Source organism: Hyalangium ruber (assembly GCF_034259325.1).
GTDB classification, from domain to species: Bacteria; Myxococcota; Myxococcia; order Myxococcales; family Myxococcaceae; genus Hyalangium_A; species Hyalangium_A rubrum.
On sequence record NZ_JAXIVS010000012.1, the window covers coordinates 276,893 to 298,243 of the forward strand.

Here is a 21,351-nt window from a genome sequence, read left to right on the forward strand (position 1 = left end):
CTAGTCCTCGCGGAAGATGCTCATGTTCACCGGGATGCCCTTGCGCTGCAGGTCGTCATAGAACTTGGGCACGAACCCGGAGGCCAGGAAGCGACCACGCACCTTGTGGTCCTCCGTGAAGCCGTCCTGCTTGTAATAGAAGATGTCCTGGAGGGTGACGATGTCGACCTCCATGCCGGACACCTCGGTGATGAAGCAGATCTTCCGCGTGCCGTCCGCGAAGCGCGTCTGCTGCACGATCATGTGAACGGCGCTGGCGATCTGCTCGCGGATGGCCTTCACCGGCAGCTCCATGCCGGACATGAGCACCATCGTCTCCAGCCGGGCGATCGCGTCACGCGGCGTGTTGGCGTGCAGCGTGGTGAGCGAGCCGTCGTGGCCGGTGTTCATGGCCTGGAGCATGTCCAGCGTCTCACCCGAGCGGCACTCGCCCACGACGATGCGGTCGGGCCGCATGCGCAGGCAGTTCTTCACCAGGTCGCGGATGGTGATGGCGCCCTTGCCTTCGAGGTTGGGCGGGCGGCTCTCGAGCTGCACCCAGTGCTCCTGAGGCAGCTGCAGCTCGGCGGCGTCCTCCACGGTGATGATGCGCTCACCCTCGGGGATGAACGAGCTGATGATGTTCAGCGTCGTCGTCTTCCCCGAGCCCGTGCCGCCGGAGATGACGATGTTCTTGCGCGCCTTGACGCACATCTCCAGGAACTCGGCCATCTGCGCGGTGACGGTCTTGTACTTGATCAGATCCTGGATCTTCAGCGCGTCCTTCTTGAACTTGCGGATGGTGATGCACGGGCCCTTGAGCGCCAGCGGCGGGATGATGGCGTTCACACGGCTGCCGTCCTTGAGGCGCGCGTCCACCAGCGGGCTGGACTCGTCGATGCGGCGGCCAATCGGAGCCACGATGCGCTCGATGACGCCCAGCACCGCCTGGTTGGAGGAGAACGTCTTCTCCGACAGGGTCAGCTGGCCACGCTGCTCGATGTAGATCTGGTTGGCGTGGTTCACCATGATCTCGCTGATCTCTTCCGACGCGAGGAACGCCTCGAGGGGCCCCAGGCCCAGCGCCTCGTTGATGACGTCGGTGAGCAGCTCTTCCCGGTCCACGTCCTCCGGGAGCTCCTGGTCCGCGTCCATCTGGTCGATGATGTCGCGGATGGCCTTCTCGGTGCGGCGCCACAACTCCTCGTCGCCGAGCCGGTCCATGTCCATGCGGCGCAGGTCGAGGTACTCGATGAGCCGGTCGTGGATCTCCTTCTGCAAGCGCGTGTAGCGCTCGATGCGCGGATCCACCTTGCGCTTGTTCTTCTGCAGCGCCGCCGCGAGCGAGGCGGGCATGTGCTTCTTCTGCTCGGGCGCGGCCGGAGGCGGCGCGGCGCGCGCGGGCACGGGAGCAGGCGCGGGCTCATCCTCGTAGGGCTCCTCGTCCTCGAAGCCCTCCTCGCCACCCTCGTCATACCCTTCGTCGTACTGCTCTTCCTCGGGAGGCGCCTCCTCCTCGCCGTCCGCCTCATCCCCGCGTGCTTCCCCCTCCGGCAGGGGCTCCACGTTGATGATGTAGTCACCGATGTAGATCTTATCGGTGGGCTTGAGCACCTGCGGAGCGGCGATCTTCTTGCCGTTCACGAAGGTGCCGTTCGTGGACTTCATGTCCACGATGATGACCTTGCCGTCCTTGGAGACGATGCGGGAGTGGTACTTGGAGACATTGCCCTTGCCCAGAACGATGTCGTTCCCGGCGAGACGGCCAATGGTGATCTCGTTCTTCTCGAACTCGATCTGCTCCGTGCCGCCACCCTTCTCGGCGAGCGTGACTAGAAACATGCCGCGGATGCTACCAAGCGCCTCCGCTCCCTCAAAGAGGGTGGCGTGGTTTTGGCAGAGCTAAAAGTGAAGGGCCGGCCCCCACCTCCCATCGGGAGACGAGGCCGGCCCTTTAGACAGCAGGCGAGCGTGCGCGCTCAGTCGAAGATGTTGAAGTTGACCTCGCTGCGGGCCTGCTTGTAGCGGCTCTTCACGTCCTCGATGATCGTACGGATCTTGTCCGAGTCCGGGTTGACGATGCGCGGGGTGACGAAGATGACCAGCTCGCGCTTGGTCGAGTCGAACGCGCGGCTCTTGAAGAGCTCGCCCACGACGGGGATGTGACCCAGGCCGGGGATCTTCGACACGGCCTTCTGCTCATCGTGGCTGAACACGCCCGACAGGACGATCGTCTCGCCGTGGCGCACGGTCACGTTCGTCTTCACCTTGCGGGTACGGAAGCCCGGCACCGAGGCCGAACCACCGAAGGACACCGCCACAGAGGTGTCGATTTCCGAGGCCTCCGCCTCGATCTCCGTCTGGATGTTGCCGTTGCGGTCCGCGGTGGGGCGCAGGTTGAGGATGACGCCGTAGGGCTTGAACTCCACCGAGAACTGGTTGTTGGTGATGAGCGGGATCGGCACCTGGCCGCCGGCGAGGAACTCGGCCTTCTCACCGCTGGCGCACACCAGCTTGGGCTGCGCGAGCAGTCGGCCGTAACCGTCGTTGATCTGGAAGCCGATCGAGGTGTCCGCGCTGGCGTTGATGCTCATGCCCGAGGTGCCCGAGCCGAACGTGCCCGGGAACAGCTCCTGGGAGATGTTGGCGATGGCCGACACGCTGCCGGTGATGTCCGTGGGGTAGCGGATGCCGTAGCGGTCCCGCGCGTTGCGGCGGATTTCGACGAACTGCACCTCGGAGAGGATCATCCGCTTGATGCCGACCACCAGCAGGTTCTCCACCTTCTCGCCGATGGCCTTGGTGATCAGCTCCGCCTTCTGCAGGTCCTGCTGGCTCTCCACCGAGCCCTCCAGGAAGATGGTGGAGCCCACCACGTTGGCCTGCACGTTGCGCAGGCCCGCCTTCTGGAAGGCCGCGTTCAGGTTCTGCGCCACCAGCTTCTTGGCGTTGGGCGCGATCTTCACGAAGCTCTTCACGTTGGGGTACAGCGACACCACCTGTTCGATCCGGTCGGCGTCCTGCGTGGTGTACGCCTGACCGTCCAGGTAGATGCGGTCACCCACCATGCGGACGGACACGCCTTCGATCTCGCCGAGCAGCTTCTTGATCTCGGCGATGATCTCGTTGGGGTCCTGCCGGCGCACGGCGATGAGGTAGCTGACGCGCTGGCCCGAACTCTTCCAGATGAGCAGCGTCGTCTTACCCTCGGCCTGGCCGATGATGAGGACCTGGTTGTTGCCGATGGTCTTCACCTCGGCGATGCCGGGATCACCCAGAGCGATGCGGGTGATGCCGGGAATGGTGACGACCTTCTGCGTGCCTACGCCGAGGGCGATGGTGCTTCCGTCCTGAGCAACCGCGGAGCTGCCCACGAGTAGGGCCAGGACAAAGCCCAGCGCTACGGCGTGGTGCGTGATGCGTGTGAACATCGTGCAAGTCCCCTCTGCGCGTCGAATCCGAGCTAACCCGAGTTTGTCTGCTGCCACCACATGGCCCAGAAAGTTCCCAGGGCGATGGCCACCCCGTAGGGGATGTGCCGCTGCGCGGCGGGTGTTGAGTCCTCGCGCAGCAAGCGGGCCTTGATCGCCCAGCGCCGTCCCGCGGCGGCAAGCGTGTCCCAGACCTCGCCCTTCCAGATCAGCGTCACCACCGCCTGGAAGGCCCCCGCCAGCGAGATGAAGGCACCTGCCGCCATCACCGCTGGAAAGCCAAGCACCGCCCCCACCCCGCCCATCAACTTCACGTCGCCCCAGCCCATCTTCCCGCGCAGCGCTCCGGGCAACAGCAGCGCCGCCAACCCCAACCCCGACACCAGCCCGCTGATCAACCCTGTCTCGATGCCACCCACGCCCTCCACCGCCAGGCGCGTTCCGAGCCCGACCACCATCAGGGGATAGGTGACGACATCGAGGATCCGGTGGCGCAACACATCCGTCACCACCGAGATCACCAGGGCCACTCCCAGAACTGTCCACAGCGCGATCTGAACAGGCGTCATCCGTCGCCTGTCCGACCGGCGGACAGGCTCCCAGACTAAATCAGGGAGCCCTGCATTCCGTCAATTGGCGAACATCCGGAGGCCCAGGAAGGCACCGGAATCTTCAGCGAACGGCGAGGCGGATCTTCTCGCTGCAGATGAAGTACTCGTCCCCGTCCTCGACCTTGCGGCGCTTGATGCGCTGCTTGTTGAACCAGGTGCCGTTGGACGAGCCCAGGTCCTCGATGAAGTAGTCGGAGCCCTCGCGGAGGATCACCGCGTGCTCGCGGGACACCTTGCCGGAGTTGATGACGAAGTCGCAGTGCTTGCCGCGGCCGATGACGAAGCGATCGTTGGCGATCTTCTGCTGATCACCCGCCTCGCTGATGAGGTAGAGCGCGGCGCCCTCCTCCTCGTCGGCGGGCTCCTCGTCCTCCATGGGCTCTTCGTCCTGGTCCTGCGGCTCGTCGCCCATGTCCTCCAGGCCGGAGTCCTCGGGCGGCTCGGGCGGAGCCTCCTCCTCGTCCACGGCGTCGTCGTCCACCGGCTGAGGCGGCTCGTTCTTGCCCTTGATGAGGCGCTCGAGCTCGGCGGCCGTCTCCAGCACGCGCTCGGCGACCTCGCGGCGCACCGGATCATTGTCCAGCGCATTGGCCGAGGGGCGATCGTCCACCGGGCGCGGCGGCTGGCGCGACGGCGGCTCGTCGCGCATGGGCGCGGGCTTGACGGGCGCCGGGGCAGCGGCGAGCACCGGCGGTCCGTTCTTGCCCACCGCGGGCGAGGCGGCCGAGGGGCGCGACGAGGCCGGCGGCGGCGTGTTGGACGGCACCACGTTGAGCGGTGCCGAGGCTTCGGCCCGGGCGGACTTGCCCACCTCGAGGAAGCCATTGAGGCGGGCGAACATGAACAGCGCCTGGTTGATCAGCGCGTCACGGTCCGAGCCCATCTGCTGGGCCATCTCTTCGAACGTCTCCCACAGGTGGTCGGCAATGCCGACCTTGCGAGCGGGGCGGGAGTTCTGGTCAATCATCGGTCTCGACTCGCGGAAGCTTGAGGTAGGAAACGATAGCAGAGGACTCCCGCCGCGCCCAGTTACCTATACGGGTTTACCTATAGGGGATGAGTCCCTGGAGGTTGGGGGTGTTGTCCTCCATGGAGGGCAGGTTCATTTGCAGGATGGCATCTGCCGAGGGGTAGGCAATATAAGCGAAATCCGTTCCTCCTACCCGGGTGTGTGCCACGGGGCCAGGTAGCCGGAAGTCCGACAGGCCGCCCGCCAGGCTGCTGATCTCGACCTCGAAGATGTGGGGCTCGAAGCTGGAGGTGGTGGAGACGCTGTACTGGTCCCCCCGCAGCAGGGGGGCCGCGGCGGTGTCCTCCACGTTGGCCAGCTTGATCTGGGCCCGGAAGGGCGGCAGCGCGGGGTTGAAGTCCGGCGGGTGGAACAGGTAGTCGCCCGCCAGCGTGACGGTCTCCCCCAGCGCCATGCGCGTCTCGAAGCCCGTGGTGTCGCTGTACACGGCGAACGGCGTCGGGGTGGTGGGGCCCGCCCGGAGCGAGAAGCGCTGGAAGTCGGCGCAGTTCTCCGGCACCGGCCCGGTGCCCAGCACCACCTGGGGCGGAGTCTCCGCGTTGAGCGTCTTGGAGACCACCGGCAGCTCGCACGTCGCCGTGCCGCCCTCCAGGGTGATGAGGTCATCGATGAGCAGGAAGCGGGCCTCGGTCTCGGAGCCGACCTTGAAGGCGCACCCGGTGTCGGAGCAGCTCTCCGCCCGGTTGGTGATGCGATCCCGGGGGGGCGGCAGCGGGCCCTGGTACACGATGCGGAAGGTGTCGTTGCGGGAAGCCCCGTTCGCCAGGGCCACCTCGACATAGGCGTCCACGCTGCGGGTCAGCGTCTTCGCCGTCCCCGCGGCATCCACCACCGCGGAGCCCGAGCGCAGGGGGCCCTCGGTGTTGAAGTCGAAGGGGCGCAGCTTCGTCGCGTCGAAGATGGTGATCTGCCCGCTGGAGGTGGGGACGATCGCCACCAGGGGCCGCTGCTGGACCTGGCGCACCTCCTTGCAGCGGATCTGCACCTGGGACTGGGCAACGAGCGCCATCCCCGTGGGCAGCCCTCCTCCCGCCCGGATGGGGAGCATGGGGTTGTTGGTGGAGTCGATGGCCACGGCGCCCGTGGAGGACTCCACCGCGAGCACGCCCGTACACCCCGTCCCGCCGCCGCAGGCGCTCTCATCGAGCACGCCGAAGACATACTCCCCTGCCCTCAGCGTCCGCTTCACGGGCAGCGTGGTGTCGACGCCGCAGGCGGCCTCCACCTCTCGCGCGTCCGTGGCGTCATCGACGGTGTTGTCCGGGTTGGCCCCGAAGTACGTGTCCGCCACCTGGGAGTGCGTGGCCAGCAGGCGCACCGGCGCGCTGAAGGCCAGGCTCACCGCGGGCTGGGCCGGGTTGGCCGCATCCATCCGGAACGTCCGGCCCGCCGTGCCCTGGATGCCCCGCGTGGCGAGGACCAGCGGCTCCGGGCCAAACTCCGCCGAGGGCGGCAGCACGAGCAACGCGGCCACCGTCTCTCCCGGAAGCGACAGCACCTCCTGGGCGGCATCCGGCAGCGGGGAGCCCTTGGTGATGGCATCCGGGCCGCGCACCAGCTGCCGGTAGAGGGTGACCTCGGTGGCGCTCTGGGTGGCGTAATAGAGGATGCTCTCCGCGCGCCCATCCTGGGGCCCTCGGGCCGCGAAGGCGGTGACGAAGCCCCTGCCCGTCTGCGCCTTCACCTGGGCCGACACCCGGTTGGCCTCCCTGAGGTACTCGGGGGCGGCGGCCACGATGGAGATCTCCCGCGCCCCATCGCTGCGCGCATAGATGTAGGGGCCGTAGACCTCCTTGCCTTCCGCGTCGTAGGCCACGTCCCGCGCCAGATAGGTGGGCCGGTCCAGCACGGGGATGGCCAGCGGCTCGAGCGGGTTGGGCGCGCGGACGAAGTCCCGGGGATCGGCGCCGAGATCCAGCACCCGCAGCTCGTCTCGGTCCGTCGAGGTGACGAAGACGTACGAGCCCACGATGGTCAGATCATAGGTGCCCGACAGCCCCGCGGCCGTCTGGAACGTCTGCGAGTCCGAGCAGGCGCCCAGCAGTGCCACACCCAGGGCGAGACTCAGGATGATTCGCTTCAAGGCTCGCCCTCCTGGGAGCAAGTAGAGGTCCCTCGGCGCTCGTCGCGCCCCTGGCGTGCCCCCAGGTGGGCAACCAGCCGCGCGTCCTGCGCGGTGCCCAGGTCGGGAATGTCGATCACGGCGACGCGACCGTCGCCAAAGTTGCTGACGTAGAGGCGGGCGGCGTTGGCGCGCGTGTCGACGGTGATGCCGAAGGGCTGCAGGCCCACGTCGTCCACCTGGGAGATGATCTGCCCCAGGGCCGCGTCGTAGAGGGCCACCACCCCGGCGGTCGTACACGTCACCGCCACCAGGTCCGCCAGGCCCGGTCGGGGGATGACCTGCACGGAGGTGGCGCCATCCGGCAGCGGCACCGAGTCCACCACGGAGACGCGCGGCCGCAGGCCCTGGGCGCTCTCGATGTCCACCACCAGCAGCGTGTCGGGCGCGCGCGCCGCGATGTAGAGGCGCTCCTTGCCCTCTCCCGGGCTGGTGCCGAGCGCCAGGTCCCGGGCCTCCAGGGTGAAGTAGATGGAGCGCAGGTCGGTCTCCAGCACGCGCGAGGTGTCGTCGCGGTCGATCAACCGCAGCAGGAAGCTGGCCGACTGCGTCACCTCATTGGCCACGTAGCTGCGGCCCGAGACGTAGGCGTAGCGCGAGCCGATGGCCGTCGCGTGCGCGCCGCCGATCGCCAGCCCCGCGCCCGTCAGCGGCAAGAAGTCCTCGGAGCTGACGTCCAGCTCGTCTCCCGGCACGCGCACCACGTAGGTGCGGAAGGAGCCGGCGCTGCCCAGCGGCGAATCCGCGGCTTCCACGTGCGTCACCCACACCTCGGGCTTGTTCTCGGCGTCCACCGCCACGCTCACCCCCAGGGGGGACGGCGCGCGCGGCACGCCTTCCGTGGAGCCCGCCACGTTCTGGGTGAGGGACAGCGCGCCCAGGATGCAGTTGCGCGCCTCGCCGCCCTGCGCGCACTTGAGCCCCGTGGCGCCCTCGATGTCGATGGCGTGCAGGTAGTTGTTCTCGGCGCGGGTGGGCACGAAGAGCCGAGGGGCGCTGCCATCCGCCGGCGTCCACAGGTCCATCTCGCCCGCGAAGCTCTCGATCTGCACGTAGGCGTCCGAGCTCACCTTGAGATCGGTGATGTGGAGGGGCTCCTCCGACGCCTGGCCGAGCGCGGGCAAGCCCAGCGCATCGAGGTCGAGCGCCGTGACCGCGCCCGTATCGAAGCACTTGTCGAAGTTGGCGCTGGCCACGTACAGCGCGCCGTTCGAGCCTTCGGGCGCACCGGGCACGTCCCGGTGGACGATCCCGGTGGGGTAGACGAAACGGTTGGACGGGGGTGGCTGCGGCTCAGTGTCCGCGGCACACCCCGCCCAGACCAGCGCGGCGATAAGGATAAGGGGGCGCATCAGAGGGGGGCGGAGTGTAGGAACCACCCCTGCCCCGGGCAACTACAAAGGGCTACGGATATTTCCCACCCGCCAGCCCGCCCGCTCTCCCCTAGCTGGCCGCTTCTGCCTGAATCTTCGAGAAGTCGGCCACCTGATTGAACAGGGCGCCAATCTCCACGAGGAACCGGACGCGGTTCTCGCGCAGTTCCTTGTCGTCGGCCATCACCGTCACCTTGTCGAAGAAGGTGTCCACGGCCGGCTTCAACCCGGTGATCTCCTTGAGGGCACCGGAGAAGTCGTCCGCCTTGAGGTACTCGGTCACCTTGCCGCGGGCCTGGGTGAAGGCGGTGTGGAGGTTGCGCTCGGGGTCGTCCCGGAACTTCTCCGGGTTGGTCTGCCCCTTGGCCACGTCCTTGCCCTGCTTCTCGACGATGTTCACCACGCGCTTGAAGGCCACCGCCAGCGGGGTGAAGTCCGCGCGGCCGACGATGGTGCTCAGCGCCTCCAGCCGCTTGCGCGCCGCCACCAGGTCATCGAAGCCCACCGAGAGCACCGCTTCGACGACGTCCGTCCGGTAGCCCTCCGACCAGAGCGCCTTGAGCCGGCCCCGGAAGAACTCCAGCACCTGCTCGCGCGGCGAAGCCTCGCCGGGCTTGCGCTTGAGGTTGGCGATCTTCGGCTCCAGCAGCTTGAGCGCCTCGTCCACCGCCGCCGACAGCGAGAAGCGGTAGCCGCGCTCGAAGACGATGTTGATGACGGCCAGGCACGCGCGGCGCAAGCCGAACGGGTCCGCCGCGCCCGTGGGGCCCTTGCCGATGGCGAAGATGCCGCACAGGGTGTCCAGGCGGTCCGCCAGGCCGATGAAGGCGCCCGGATCCTGGGTAGGCAGCGCGTCGCTGGCGTTGCGCGGCAGGTAGTGCTCGAAGATGGCCACGGCCACCGCCTCCGGCTCTCCGGCGGCGCGGGCGTACTCGCGTCCCATCACGCCCTGCAGCTCGGGGAACTCGCCCACCATGCCGGTGACGAGGTCCGCCTTGGCCAGCGTGGCCGCCTGCTCGATGGTGGAGCGGTGCTCCGCCTTGCCCGTGCGCTCGGCCAGGAACACGGCCAGGGCGCGGAAGCGGTCCACCTTCTCCGCGTAGCTGCCGAGCTGGCCCTGCCACACCACGCGGGCGAGCTTCGGCACCCGCTCCACCAGCGGCGTCTTGCGGTCCTCGTCGAAGAAGAAGCGCCCGTCGGCCAGGCGCGAGCGCAGCACGCGCTCATAGCCGCGCAGGGACAGCGTCTCGTCGCGCACCGGCGTGTTGGACACGGCGATGAACTTCGGCAGCAGCTTGCCCTTGGCGTCCGTGAGCGAGAAGTAGCGCTGGTGGCTCTTCATCTCCTGCACCAGCACCTCGGGCGGCAGGTCCAGGTGCTTCTCATCGAAGGAGCCCACCACGGGGCTGGGCAGCTCCACCAGGTTGGTCACCTGATCCACCAGCGACTCGTCCTGCAGCAGCTGGCCGCCCGTGCTCTTGGCCGCCGCGCCCACCTTCTCCAGCAGCATCGCGCGCCGCTTGGCGATGTCCGGCACCACGTGCGCCTTCTCCAGCGCCGCCTCGTAGTCCGCCGGGCGGGCCAGCTCGATGGCGCCGGGCGCCAGGAAGCGGTGGCCGTGCGTGATACGGCCGCTCTTCACGTCGCCGAACACCACCGGCAGCACGTCCGAGCCCAGCAGCGCCACCAGCCACTGCACCGGCCGCGCGAAGGCCATGTCCACGTCGCCCCAGCGCATGGACTTGCGGAAGTTGATGCCGTGTACCGCCGCGTGCATCGCCTCGGCGAGGATCTCCGCGGCTGGGCGGCCCTTCTCCTGCACCTTGGCGGACAGGTACTCGCCCTTGGCCGTCTGGGTGCGCCCCAGCTCGCTCACGGGCAGCTTGAGCGATTCGGCGAACTTGGTGGCCGCCACCGTGGGCTTGCCCTCCTTGTCGAAGGCCGCCTTCACGCTCGGGCCGAGCTTGTCGCTCGTCACGTCCTCGCCTGCGTCCGCCACGTCCTTCACCCACACCGCCAGGCGCCGAGGCGTGCCGAACGTACGCACCTCGCCGTGCTTCAGGCGCGCCTCCCCCATCTTGTCGGTGAGCACGCGCTTGAGGTCGTCCAGCGCGGGGACGATGAACGAAGCCGGGATCTCCTCGGCGCCCACCTCCAGCAGCAGATCACGCGCCACGGGCCACCTCCCCCTTCTCCGCCTTCTCCACCGGCTTGTTGAGCTTCACGTGGTTCCAGTAGTCGCTGGCCGGCTTGCCCTCGAGCACCGGGGGCTGCTCCCCCACCGTCCAGGGCGTCTTCAGCAGCGGATAGCCCAGCCGCTCGCGCATCTGCAGGTAGCCTTCCGCGCACAAGCGCGCGTTGTCACGCACGCGCTTGATGAAGTTGGCGCGCTCCGTCACCGAGATGGCGCCCCGGGCGTCCAGCAGGTTGAAGGCGTGAGAGCACTTGAGCGCGTAGTCATACGCGGGCAGCGGCAGCTGGCGCTCGATGAGCCGCTTGCACTCCTTCTCGTACGCGTCGAACAGCGCGAAGAGCATCTGCGGATCCGACTCGTGGAGGGCGTACTTGCTCATCTCCACCTCGTTGGGGTGGAAGACCTCGCGGTACTTCACGCCCTTGACCCACTCGAGGTCGAAGACGCTCTCCACGTTCTGCAGGTACGTGCAGAGACGCTCGAGCCCGTAGGTGAGCTCCGCGGCCACGGGGCGGCACTCGAAGCCGCCGCACTGCTGGAAGTAGGTGAACTGGGTGACTTCCTGCCCGTCACACCACACCTCCCAGCCCAGGCCCCAGGCGCCCAGGGTGGGCGACTCCCAATCGTCCTCCACGAAGCGCAGATCGTGGGCATTCGGATCGATGCCGACCAGGCGCATGGACTCCAGGTAGAGCTCCTGCACGTTCTTCGGCGCGGGCTTGAGGATGACCTGGAACTGGTGGTGCTGGAACAGGCGGTTGGGGTTCTCGCCGAAGCGGCCGTCGGCCGGGCGCCGCGAGGGCTGCACGTAGGCCACGTTCCAGGGCTCGGGCCCCAGGGCGCGCAGGAAGGTGGTGGGGGCCATGGTGCCCGCACCGACTTCGAGATCGTACGGCTGGGCGATGATGCAGCCTTGGCGGGCCCAGTGATTCTGGAGCGTGAGGATCAGGTCCTGGAAGTACATGTCGGAGCGTCCTTCGGAAGGGCGAAGGAAAACGCGCGGACCCTAGTGAGGGGGTCCCGGACCGTCAAGGACGACGGTCACTCCGGGTACATCGGCAAGTCCGAAACTCGAATCGTGTACTTGTTGTCCTTCGCCACCCCGACAGGCGCCGAGAAGAGCCGGCTGGCGCCCTCCGAATCGATGATGCGCAGCTTGTAGGTGCCCGCCGTGAGGGGGACCTTCTCCAGGGGGGTGGTGCCCAGCTTGACCTGGCCGTCGAACACCGCCGCCGAGGGCACCGTGCGCAGGGTCAGCAGGCCGATGTTGGCCTTCTTCATGGCCCGGGGGCTGCTGGTGTCGAGCACCTCCGCCTCCCCCGAGGGGTCCACCTGCAGGGTGGTCTCCGGCGCGGCCGCCAGCGCGGCCTCCAGGGTCTTGCCCGACGCGGGCGCCTGGGTCCCCGTGCCCGGCTTTCCAGGCTCGGCCTTCGCTACCGGCGGAGGCTTCGTCTTGGAGGAGCCCGTCTTCGGCGTCGAAGCGCCGGTCTTGGAGCCGCCCGTGCCGCTGAGCTTCTCCGGCGTCTTGAGATCGACCGGCTCCGAGGGCTCCGCCACCGCCTCCGGCGTCTCCGTTGCGGTGGGTTCGGGCTGCTCGGGCTCCGGGGTGGGCTCGGGCGGCTTGGCCGCCAGCGGATTGGGCGGAGGCTCCTGGGGAGGCCAGGGCTTCTGCTCGGGCGGCGGCGGTGGCTCCAGATCCAGCTCCGTCTTCACCCACTTCACCGCGGAGTCGTATCCGGGCTTGAACATGGCCCGTACCGGCTCGAGGTAGAGCAACCCGCCAACCCCCGCCACGACGGCGAGCAGGATCAGCTTCCCGGCCCAGCCCGACTTCTCCTCGGACGGCTTGGCCACGGCGGCCGGCGTCTCCGCGGGCGTGCGCGGGCGGCTCACGGCGGCCGGCGTCTCCACGGGCGTGCGCGAGCGGTCCGTTGAGGGGCGCACCACTGGCACGGACTCGCTGGGGCGCCTCGGCGCGGAGCGAGGGGCCCGCGACTGGTACGGCCGCGTGGTCTGGACGTTCTCGGCTTCCTCCGGCTCGGCGGCCCGAGCGGGCATGCGCGGCCGTCCTCCCTGAGGCGTGGTGGGCGTGGCCGCCTGGGCCGGATCGCTTCCGGGCTTGCGCGGGCGGGGGCCCGATGCGGGCGGACGAGAGTGGCCCGCCGAGCCCGGTGCGGAGCGCGGAGGCTTGGACGGCGTCGAAGGCGTCCTCAGCTGCGCCGTCTGAACGGAATCAACGGGCTCGTCCTGGAGGGCGCCGGCGGCCTCGCTGATGCGCGCGTCGTCGCGGTTGGCGTACTCGAGCAGCGCGCGGGTCTTCTGGCGCTTGTCCGCGAAGAGCTCCGCCATGAGCGCGCCCATCCGCTCTTCGTCGAAGAGCTCCTCGCCCATGGCCTGCTCGATGGCCTTGGCCATCTCGCGCCCGGTGGCGAAGCGCTTGGCGCGGTCGCGCGTCAGGGCGCGCATCACCACGGCCTCGAGCGCCTCGGGCACCTGGGCGTTGAGGGTACGCGGGGGGGGGATCGCCCCTTCCACGATCTGCATCATCATCGCGGCGTCACCGGCGGCGCTGAACAGCCGCTGGTTGCAGAGCATCTCGTGCAGCAGCACGCCCGCGGAGAACAGGTCGGTGCGCCCGTCGAGCTCGTGGCCCCGGACCTGCTCGGGGGACATGTACCCGCCCGTCCCCTTCACCATGCCCACCGCCGTGCGGCCCAGGCGCCCCTTGGCCTTGGCGATGCCGAAGTCGATCACCTTCACGCCGCCGTCGTAGGTGACCATGACATTGCGCGGCGACATGTCGCGATGCACCACCGCGACGGCGCGGCCCGTCGGATCAACGAAGTGGTGGGCGTAGTTCAGGCCCAGGCACACGTCGCGAATCACTCGGGCGGAGAAGCCCGGGGGCAGCGGGTCCTGCCGCTTGATGCCGGCCTTCATGAGCTGCTCGATGTTCTGGCCGGCGAGGAACTCCATGGCGAGGTACAGCTCGCCGTCCTCCTCGCCGAGATCGAACACCTGGCCGATGTTCGCGTGCGAGAAGGCGGCGGTGATGCGCGCCTCATCGAGGAACATCTTCACGAACTCGTCGGTCTTGACGTCCGGCAGGATCTGCTTGAGCGCGACGTACTTACGGAAGCCTCCCGGCCCCGAGGTGAAGGCCAGGAACAGCTCCGCCATGCCCCCGACGGAGAGCCGTGTGAGGATCTGGTACTTCCCGATACGACGCCCACGATCGGGATCGTCGACCGGAGCTCCTGCCTGAATCGCCATGCGCGGCGCCCATGCTACCCGCGCTTCTCCCACCCGTCACGGGGGTGATCGCATCCGGGGCTGGCCGGCAGGCTACGGCTCGCCTTCGGGAGAAGTCGGAGGAGAGAGCTCCAGCGGCTGGATGGAAGGATCCACCTCCGCTGGACCGACGGAGGGCTCCGCGGGCTCCAGCACCTCCTCCTCGACGGGCTTCTTGGCGGGAACCTCGGGTTTCCCTTGAATCGCCGGGGCCTTGGAGGGCTTCGGGGCAGGCGGCGGCGGGGCGGCGGCCTCCTCGGGGGCCTCGGCGCTCTCCTCGAGCTCCCCGGTCTCCTCCGTTGCCTCCGTCTCCTCTGGCTTCTTGACGGCAGCGGGGGGCGCCGGCTTCTTCGCGGCGGCGGGCGGGGGTTTCGTCGCGGCCGGCGCGGTGGTGGGAGGCGTGGACGGCTCGGCCTTCCGGGGCTTGGGAGGCTTCTCCTCGGAAGGCGCCGGCGTCGCGGCATTCACCGGTGCCTGCTCGGGCGCGGGCTCCTCCGGGGCGGCGCTGCCCTCCCCCGGCGGCGGCGGCTCGTAGGCATCCTGAGAGGGCGCGGCGACTCCCGTGGCGGGCATGGGGCTGGGCGCGGAGGGCTCCGCCTGGGACTCGGAGGTCGCGGAGAGCCGATCGGACATCCAGGAACCGGCGGAGCTGAACAGCGCGCCCAGCCGGCTCTTCAGTGCCTCGGGCAGGAAGAGAATGACGATGCCCGCGAGGACGACGACGAGGATGAGCCACATCCCCCGGCGCGTGGGGCGATCCATGGACTGCAGGGCCTGAGAGACCCTCGAGACGCGGGAGACCTCGGACACCTCCGAGTCCTCTCGCTCCTCGGACTTCGAGGGCGTGGGAGGCTCCGAGGGGCCGAGGGTGAACACGCCCATTCTCGCGGGTCGTCGGCCCTCGGGCTCAGGGCGTGCCGCCTTCACCGCGGCGGGGGGAGATACCTGGGTGGCCTCGGCCTCCTCGTCGGGTGTGGGAGGCCTTCGAGAGGGAGCCTCGGGCATCTGTCGACCCGAGGGAGGCCGTGCCCTCACGGGGCTGGACGGCTCGCCCGCCGCGCCCTGCTTTCGTGGGAAGGGACGAGCGCCCGGAACCGCCTGGCGCGGAGCGGCGGAGCGAGGAGGCAGCGTCTCCTGGAAGGGCAGCGCGGGCATCGGGTTCGTGGGCTCGATGTCGCTGGGATCCTCCAGGGTGTGCCTGGCGGGGATGGGGTTCTCCCGCGAGATGCTCTCCTCCTCGTAGTCCAGGAGCGCCAGCGTCTTCTGTCGCTTCTCCGCGAAGAGCGACTGCATCAGCGCGGCGACCGCCTCCTCATCGAAGAGCTCCGAGCCCATGGCCTGCTCGATGGCCTTGGCCATCTCGCGTCCCGTGGAGAAGCGCCGCGCCGGGTCCCTGGCCAGGGCGCGCATCACCACAGACTCCAGGGCCTCGGAAACCTCGGGGTTGAAGGTACGCGGCGAGGGAGCGTCGGAGTGGGCGATCTGACGCATCATCGCGTCCTCGTCCATGGTGTTGTACAGCCGCTGGCCGCTCAGCAGCTCGTGCAGCAGCACGCCCGCGCAGAACAAATCGCTGCGTCCGTCGAGCTCCTGGTTGCGCACCTGCTCGGGGGACATGTACCCGCTGGTCCCCTTCACCATTCCCACCGCGGTGCGGTTGAGCCGGCCCCTGGCCTTGGCGATGCCGAAGTCGATCACCTTCACGACACCGTCGTAGGTGACCATCACATTGCGGGGCGCCAGGTCTCGATGCACCACCGCCACCTTGCGGCCGGAGGGCGCGGTGAAGTGGTGGGCGTAGTGCAGGCCCAGACAGACGTCGCGGACCACTCTAGCGGCGAACCCGACGGGTACTGGGTTCCCGTAGCTGGAGGCGACCATGACCTGCTCGAGGTTCTGGCCCGGGAGGAACTCCATGGCGAGGTACAGCTCGCCGTCCTCCTCGCCCAGCTCGAACACCTGGCCGATGTTCGCGTGCGAGAAGGCGGCGGTGATGCGCGCCTCATCGAGGAACATCCGGACGAACTCGTCGGTCTTGACGTCCGGCAGGATCTGCTTGAGGGCAACGAACTTGCGGAAGCCTCCGGGGCCCGAGGTGAAGGCCAGGAACAGCTCCGCCATGCCCCCGACGGAGTGTCGCGTGAGGATCTCGTACTTGCCGATTTTCCGGCCACGGTAGGGATCAACCCCGCTGGCCTCTGCCTGTCTGGGCATGGGTGGGGCCGCATGCTAGCGGCGCCTCTGGCGCCGGTCACGCCCCCAGGCGCAAAAGCGTCTCAGGGGCCCTGGGCCACGCGCTGGTTGAAGACCACGTAGGGCATCAGGCTCTTGAGCGAGCAGGAGGTCGAGCGGTAGGCGCTGTTGGAGAGGCTGATGAGGGACCAGGTAGCGCTGGCCGCCACCACCTCCTCGGACTCTCCGGGATCGAGCGCCACCACGGCGGCGCCAGCGCGGAACTCGGTCCGCAGGAAGGAACGCTTGCCGCATTGGGTGTCCTCGCAGCCGACCGTGCGCGGCAGCGAAACCACCGTGAAGGGTTGGGTGTCCTCGGCGGCCAGCACCGCACCGAGCTGCCCCGGGTCCGCCGCCAGCAGCAGCATGCCGGTTGAGGCGCGCAGTGTGAGCGCGCGGTTCTCTGGCAGGGAGGAGGTCGAGGCATCCACCACCCGCACGGCCAGCTGCTCGCCCACCCGGAGGGTGACCGCTGCCTCCGAGGGGAGCGCGATGGAGACGATGGCCTTGTGCTCCCCGGCGGGTGCGGCCGCGCGGGCGAGTTGGAGCGTCATGGTGCCGTTGGAGTAGCGCACGGACGTCAGGGTGCCGGTACCGGTGAAGATGCGCCGCCCACCGGTGCCCGTGCTGGTGGCGAAGAAGCCCGGAACGCCCTGCTCCTCGGGCTCCAGGACGCGCACCTGCCAGGAGCCTCCCACGGCAGGGAACCCATGCGCGGGGCACGTATTGGTACACACGCCGGCCAGGCACACCGTACCGGCCGAGGCACACTCCGAGTCTCGCGAGCAGGGCGGAGGAGGCGTCGGCCCAACCTCCACCACGCCATCCGCCACCGCGAACTGTTGCAGCACGCAGACCGTCCCATCCTCGGGGAGCGTTCCGGGCACGGGCGTCAGGCCCTCATTGGGGCCGAGGCCCGGCACCGACGTCGCGTAGCAGAGCTGCAGCCGGAACGTCTCATCGAGGGGAGGGACTTCCTGCTCCAGGCAGCCCTGCAGCTCTCCGGCGGGGTCGCGGCACGAGGCCGTCTGATCCACCTGCACGAACCCGCTCCAGGTGCGCTCGACGGTCGCGCCCGCGGGGATCTTCTGCACCCGGCGGATCGGCTCGGCATCCTGGCAGTTGCACGCGTCGTCACAGATGACGTCGCACGCCAGACACGGGCACGGCGGAGCCTCCACGAAGCTGAACCACGCATCGCCCACGTGGCGCTGGACGCGCAGCCCCAGCGTGTCGTCGGTGGCATCCACGAAGACAGCCTGGGAGGTCGTGTTGCGGATGCGGAGCGTGACGGGCGTGGGCAACGCGTCGGGGCCGCACTGGCATCCGGCGGCGACGAGACACAACAGAAGTGCGTGGAGGGGTCTCATGAACCGGCTCTGCGGCGCCGCCGTGAACCGGCCTTGTCGCGGCACCGTGGGCGCGGATGATGCCCGGCATGGGTGGAACCCGCAAACCGAACCGCGACTTTTGTGTCACACCGCCCTCGGATCCGAGTGTCCATGAACTTGCGGCGCCGGAGGGGCTTACGACATTCTCGGCGCCATGAAGCTTCGTGTCGGCCTGCTGATGGCGCTGGTGGTGGCGCTCGGCTGTGACAGCGTGAGCGGAGAGTCCGGGCGTGGCGAGGCCGTGCCCGTGGTGGCCCCGCCGCGGGTGTCGCCGGTGGAGCTGTTGCCGCCCACGGTGGACCGCTCTGTCACCCAGCGCGTCGAGGTGCGCGATCCGCCGGCGATCCCCGCGGTGCAGGTGGACGTGCAGCGCCAGTCGGACGGCATCGTCGACATCCTCTGGGTGGTGGACGACTCCGGCTCGATGGCCAACCAGCGGCAGACGCTCACTGACAACTTCGCGCGCTTCCTGGAGGAGCTGCTGGCGCTCCAGGTCCGCTTCCAGATCGGCGTCATCTCCACGAACTTCAATGATCGGGGAGTGCTGCGCGGCACCACGAAGATCATCACCAACGCGACGCCGAACCCGCGCGGCGTCTTCATCCAGAACACCACCTTCCCCACCGGCTCGCGCGCGCGGCTGGAGCTGGGGCTGCGGATGATGGAGCTGGCGCTGAGCGAGCCCAACCGCGGCGGTCCCAACGCGGGCTTCCTGCGACCCAACGCGGCGCTGGCGGTCATCGTCGTCACCGACGAGGACGACAACTCCTACGGCGAGCCGACCTACTACACGCGCTTCCTGCGCAGCCTGAAGGGGCCGGGCAACGAGAACCTGTCCTCGCTGTCGATCATCGGCGGCACCACGCCGGATGGCTGCTTCCCGCCGGGTGAGGAGAACTACTTCGGCGGCCGGGCCGATCCCGCCTTCCGCTACAGCGCCGTGGCCACGCGGACGGGCGGAATCATCGGCTCCATCTGCGATATCTCCTTCGAGAACACGCTGGTGAAGATCGCCGCGGCCCTCAACACCCTGCGCCGGGTGTTCCCGCTGTCACTGAAGCCGGATCCCGCCACCCTCACCGTGCGCGTCAACGGCACCCTGGTGCCCCGGGACGTGGTGAACGGGTGGCAGTACCGGGAGGAGACACAGAGCGTCACCTTCCTGGGCAACTACGTTCCTCCTCCGGGCGCGGTCCTGCGCTTCGAGTACGCCATCGCCCTTCCCTGAGGTCCCGTGAACCGCTCCCCTGCCCTCCTCCTGCTGACGCTCCTGGCCGTGCTGGGACTGTCGGCGTGCGCGCGGACGGCCCTCTCGCCCGAGTGCCCCGTGGGCTACACGGCCAACGGCGACACGTGCGAGTGCCTCACCGACCAGGCCTGTCCGGAAGGCATGGCCTGCGAGGTGGGCGTGTGCGTCTGCCGCGACAGCGCCTGCTGTCCCGAAGGCCACGAATACTCCGAGGGCAGCGAGTCCTGCGTCTGCCGGGATGACTCCTGCTGTCCGGTGGGCCACGTGTGGAACGGCCCGGAGAACCGCTGCGAGTGCGGCGAGCAGGACTGCTGCCCCGCGGGCTACACGTTCGACACCCAGGCGGGAGCGTGCCGCTGCAGCGCGGACAACTGCTGCCCGCAGGGCTTCAAGTTCGATCCGGAAGCCGAGCAGTGCGTGTGCGACTCGGACGAGTGCTGCCCGGTGGACCACCGGTTCGATCCCGAGCGCGGCGACTGTGTCTGCGCGAAGACCTCCTGCTGCCCGCCGGACCACACCTACAGCGCCAACGTGAAGGCGTGCGTGTGCAACGGAGATTCGTGCTGCCCGACGGGTTACCGCAAGGACGACGCCCGGGAGCGCTGCGTCTGCATCAGCGATGCGGCATGTGGGGCGGGCAGCTTCTGTGACGCCGTTTCGGGCGCCTGTCTGTGCCGGGACGACTCGGGCTGCAGGTCGGGCCAGTACTGCAACAGCTTTGGCTTCTGCCAGGCGCTCGGCAACTGCACGACGAACGCCGACTGCCCCGGCAACACCTTCTGCGACATCACCACGGACCGCTGCATTCCCAGCGGGCCCTGCACGATCGACGAGCACTGCGCCTTCGGGCAGTTCTGCGATCCGCTGATGGCGCGCTGCCGCCCGGGCTGCCGCCGCGATGGGGACTGCTCGGACAAGCAGGCCTGTGAAGGAGGCCAGTGCATCGACTTCTGCCGCGTCAACGCGAGCTGCGAGGTGAACCTGTTCTGCGCTCCGTCCTCCGGCGTGTGTGCCCCGCGCACGGGGCGCGCGGACTGCCTGGACTGCACGGCGAACTCCAGCGTCTGCGGCGGCAACGCCTCGTGCCTCACCTTCATCAGCGAGGGCCAGACCCGGAACTTCTGTGGAGTGCATTGCGCCGGCGACGCGGACTGTCCCTCGGGCTTCAGCTGTGGCGACGTCATCTACTCCTGCACCACGGGAGAAGGCGGCTCCTGCCCCCCGGACACCCAAGCGCCAGGGGAGACCTTCTCGTGCCGAGGCTTCCAGGTGGAGAACGAGACGGGCACCCGCTTCTACTGCTCGGATGCGCAGCGCCAGCCGCACGTCTACCTCCGAGCCTGTGCGCCGCAGTCGGGCTTCTGCCCTGCCACCGAGCTGCCCTGAGCCCCGAAGCTGGGAGCGGCACGCACCATCCCGCCGCTCCTGCCCTCCGACTCAGCGAGGCCGCAGATCCGCGGGCATGTGCTCGAGCACCTCATCGGCGCGAGGCAGTCCCGCCACCGCGCCGAGCCGCTCCACGACACGCGAGCCCACCACGCACGAGAAGGTGGCCAGCTCCTCCAGGGACTCCCGCGTCGCCGCGCGCAGCGCCTGAGCGTCCGCGTAGCGCCGCGTGAGCCCGTACAGGAAGCTCGCGACGAAACCGTCCCCAGCGCCCGTGGTGTCCAACACGCGAACCTGAGGTGCCGGCACGCGCACCTCCTCGCCGTGCCAGAGCAAGGCCGCGCCCTTCTCTCCGAGCGTCACCACCGGCAGCAACACACCGAGATCGCGCAGGTACTCCAGGGCCCCACGCACATCCGTCGTGCCGGTGACGAAGGGCATCTCCTCCTCGGACAGCTTCACCACAGAGCACAGCGGCAGCAGCCGCTCGAGGATGCCCTTGGGCTCGCTCCGGTCCGCCCAGGCGTGGAGTCGCAGATTGGGATCGCAGCTGACGATGCCGCCCGCCTCACGCACCTGCTCCGCCGCCCGCTGCACCGCCACGCGCGCCTCGGGCAGGTGCAGCGAATTGGAGCCCCAGTGCAGCACTCGCGTCCGCGCGAGGAAGGCCGCGTCCACATCCCGCTCACCGAGCAGGAACTCCGCCGAGCGCGTCCGAAAGTAGGTGAAGCTCCGCTCCCCACGCGCATCCAGCGAGATGAAGACCAGGCCGGTGCGCGCCTCGCTCACCTGTCGCAGGTGGCTTACGTCCACGCCCTCGGCGGCCAGGCGCTCGCGGAGGAAGTGGCCGAACTCATCCTCGCCCACCACCGTCACCAGCCCTGAGCGCGCACCAAGCCGGGCCACCCCCACGGACACATTGGCCAGCGAACCGCCGATGGCGGGAGCCCACGCGGACACCTCACGCACGCGCCGGCCGGCCTCGGTGGGGAGGAAGTCCACCAGCGTCTCGCCCATGCACACCATGTCGAGCACCGGTGCCGCGTCCGCCATGGAGTCCTC

General features: G+C 69.0%; 14 protein-coding genes. 2 read left to right on the plus strand and 12 right to left on the minus strand.

What is annotated here, in order from left to right; translation table 11 throughout:
• From SYV04_RS31030 to SYV04_RS31080, 11 genes are all read right to left on the minus strand, one after another.
• Positions 1 to 1,821, minus strand: coding sequence for a TadA family conjugal transfer-associated ATPase (locus SYV04_RS31030; RefSeq protein ID WP_321549581.1), 1,821 nt, complete (start codon positions 1,819 to 1,821; stop codon positions 1 to 3).
• A 137-nt stretch (positions 1,822 to 1,958) separates the two neighbouring features.
• Complete coding sequence (locus tag SYV04_RS31035) at positions 1,959 to 3,410, minus strand: type II and III secretion system protein family protein (protein WP_321549582.1); 1,452 nt, start codon at positions 3,408 to 3,410, stop codon at positions 1,959 to 1,961.
• Between the two features lie 32 nt (positions 3,411 to 3,442).
• Positions 3,443 to 3,979, minus strand: coding sequence for an A24 family peptidase (locus tag SYV04_RS31040; RefSeq protein ID WP_321549583.1), 537 nt, complete (start codon positions 3,977 to 3,979; stop codon positions 3,443 to 3,445).
• 103 nt (positions 3,980 to 4,082) lie between these two features.
• Positions 4,083 to 4,988, minus strand: coding sequence for an FHA domain-containing protein (locus SYV04_RS31045; RefSeq protein WP_321549584.1), 906 nt, complete (start codon positions 4,986 to 4,988; stop codon positions 4,083 to 4,085).
• Positions 4,989 to 5,064: 76 nt separating this feature from the next.
• On the minus strand, positions 5,065 to 7,134 hold the full coding sequence (locus tag SYV04_RS31050) for a hypothetical protein (RefSeq protein ID WP_321549585.1): 2,070 nt from the start codon (positions 7,132 to 7,134) through the stop codon (positions 5,065 to 5,067).
• A complete protein-coding gene (locus SYV04_RS31055; RefSeq protein WP_321549586.1) occupies positions 7,131 to 8,525 on the minus strand; it encodes a YncE family protein in 1,395 nt (464 codons plus the stop codon). Before SYV04_RS31055 ends, SYV04_RS31050 begins: the two co-directional genes overlap by 4 nt.
• Before the next feature lie 91 nt (positions 8,526 to 8,616).
• Positions 8,617 to 10,722, minus strand: coding sequence for a glycine--tRNA ligase subunit beta (glyS, locus tag SYV04_RS31060; RefSeq protein WP_321549587.1), 2,106 nt, complete (start codon positions 10,720 to 10,722; stop codon positions 8,617 to 8,619).
• On the minus strand, positions 10,712 to 11,704 hold the full coding sequence (glyQ, locus tag SYV04_RS31065) for a glycine--tRNA ligase subunit alpha (protein ID WP_321549588.1): 993 nt from the start codon (positions 11,702 to 11,704) through the stop codon (positions 10,712 to 10,714). The genes glyS and glyQ overlap by 11 nt, the downstream gene beginning before the upstream one ends.
• Before the next feature lie 77 nt (positions 11,705 to 11,781).
• The gene (locus tag SYV04_RS31070) at positions 11,782 to 14,013 is read right to left on the minus strand and encodes a protein kinase domain-containing protein (protein WP_321549589.1); all 2,232 of its coding nucleotides are present in this window, start codon (positions 14,011 to 14,013) and stop codon (positions 11,782 to 11,784) included.
• Positions 14,014 to 14,085: 72 nt separating this feature from the next.
• Positions 14,086 to 16,245 (minus strand): serine/threonine protein kinase, encoded by a 2,160-nt coding sequence (locus SYV04_RS31075; RefSeq protein WP_321549590.1) that lies wholly within the window; start codon positions 16,243 to 16,245, stop codon positions 14,086 to 14,088.
• 62 nt (positions 16,246 to 16,307) lie between these two features.
• A complete protein-coding gene (locus SYV04_RS31080) occupies positions 16,308 to 17,633 on the minus strand; it encodes a hypothetical protein (RefSeq protein ID WP_321549591.1) in 1,326 nt (441 codons plus the stop codon).
• A gap of 175 nt (positions 17,634 to 17,808) precedes the next feature.
• On the opposite strand from SYV04_RS31080, the gene SYV04_RS31085 reads away from it, so the two are divergent.
• Together SYV04_RS31085 and SYV04_RS31090 are read left to right on the plus strand one after the other, a co-directional pair.
• Positions 17,809 to 18,882, plus strand: a complete 1,074-nt coding sequence (locus tag SYV04_RS31085; RefSeq protein ID WP_321549592.1) for a vWA domain-containing protein — start codon at positions 17,809 to 17,811, stop codon at positions 18,880 to 18,882.
• A 6-nt stretch (positions 18,883 to 18,888) separates the two neighbouring features.
• Positions 18,889 to 20,289 (plus strand): hypothetical protein, encoded by a 1,401-nt coding sequence (locus tag SYV04_RS31090; RefSeq protein ID WP_321549593.1) that lies wholly within the window; start codon positions 18,889 to 18,891, stop codon positions 20,287 to 20,289.
• A 51-nt stretch (positions 20,290 to 20,340) separates the two neighbouring features.
• On the opposite strand, the gene SYV04_RS31095 is transcribed toward SYV04_RS31090, so the two are convergent.
• Positions 20,341 to 21,342: a carbohydrate kinase family protein gene (locus SYV04_RS31095; RefSeq protein ID WP_321549594.1), complete on the minus strand. Its 1,002-nt coding sequence runs from the start codon at positions 21,340 to 21,342 to the stop codon at positions 20,341 to 20,343.
• Between the last annotated feature and the right edge of the window lie 9 nt (positions 21,343 to 21,351).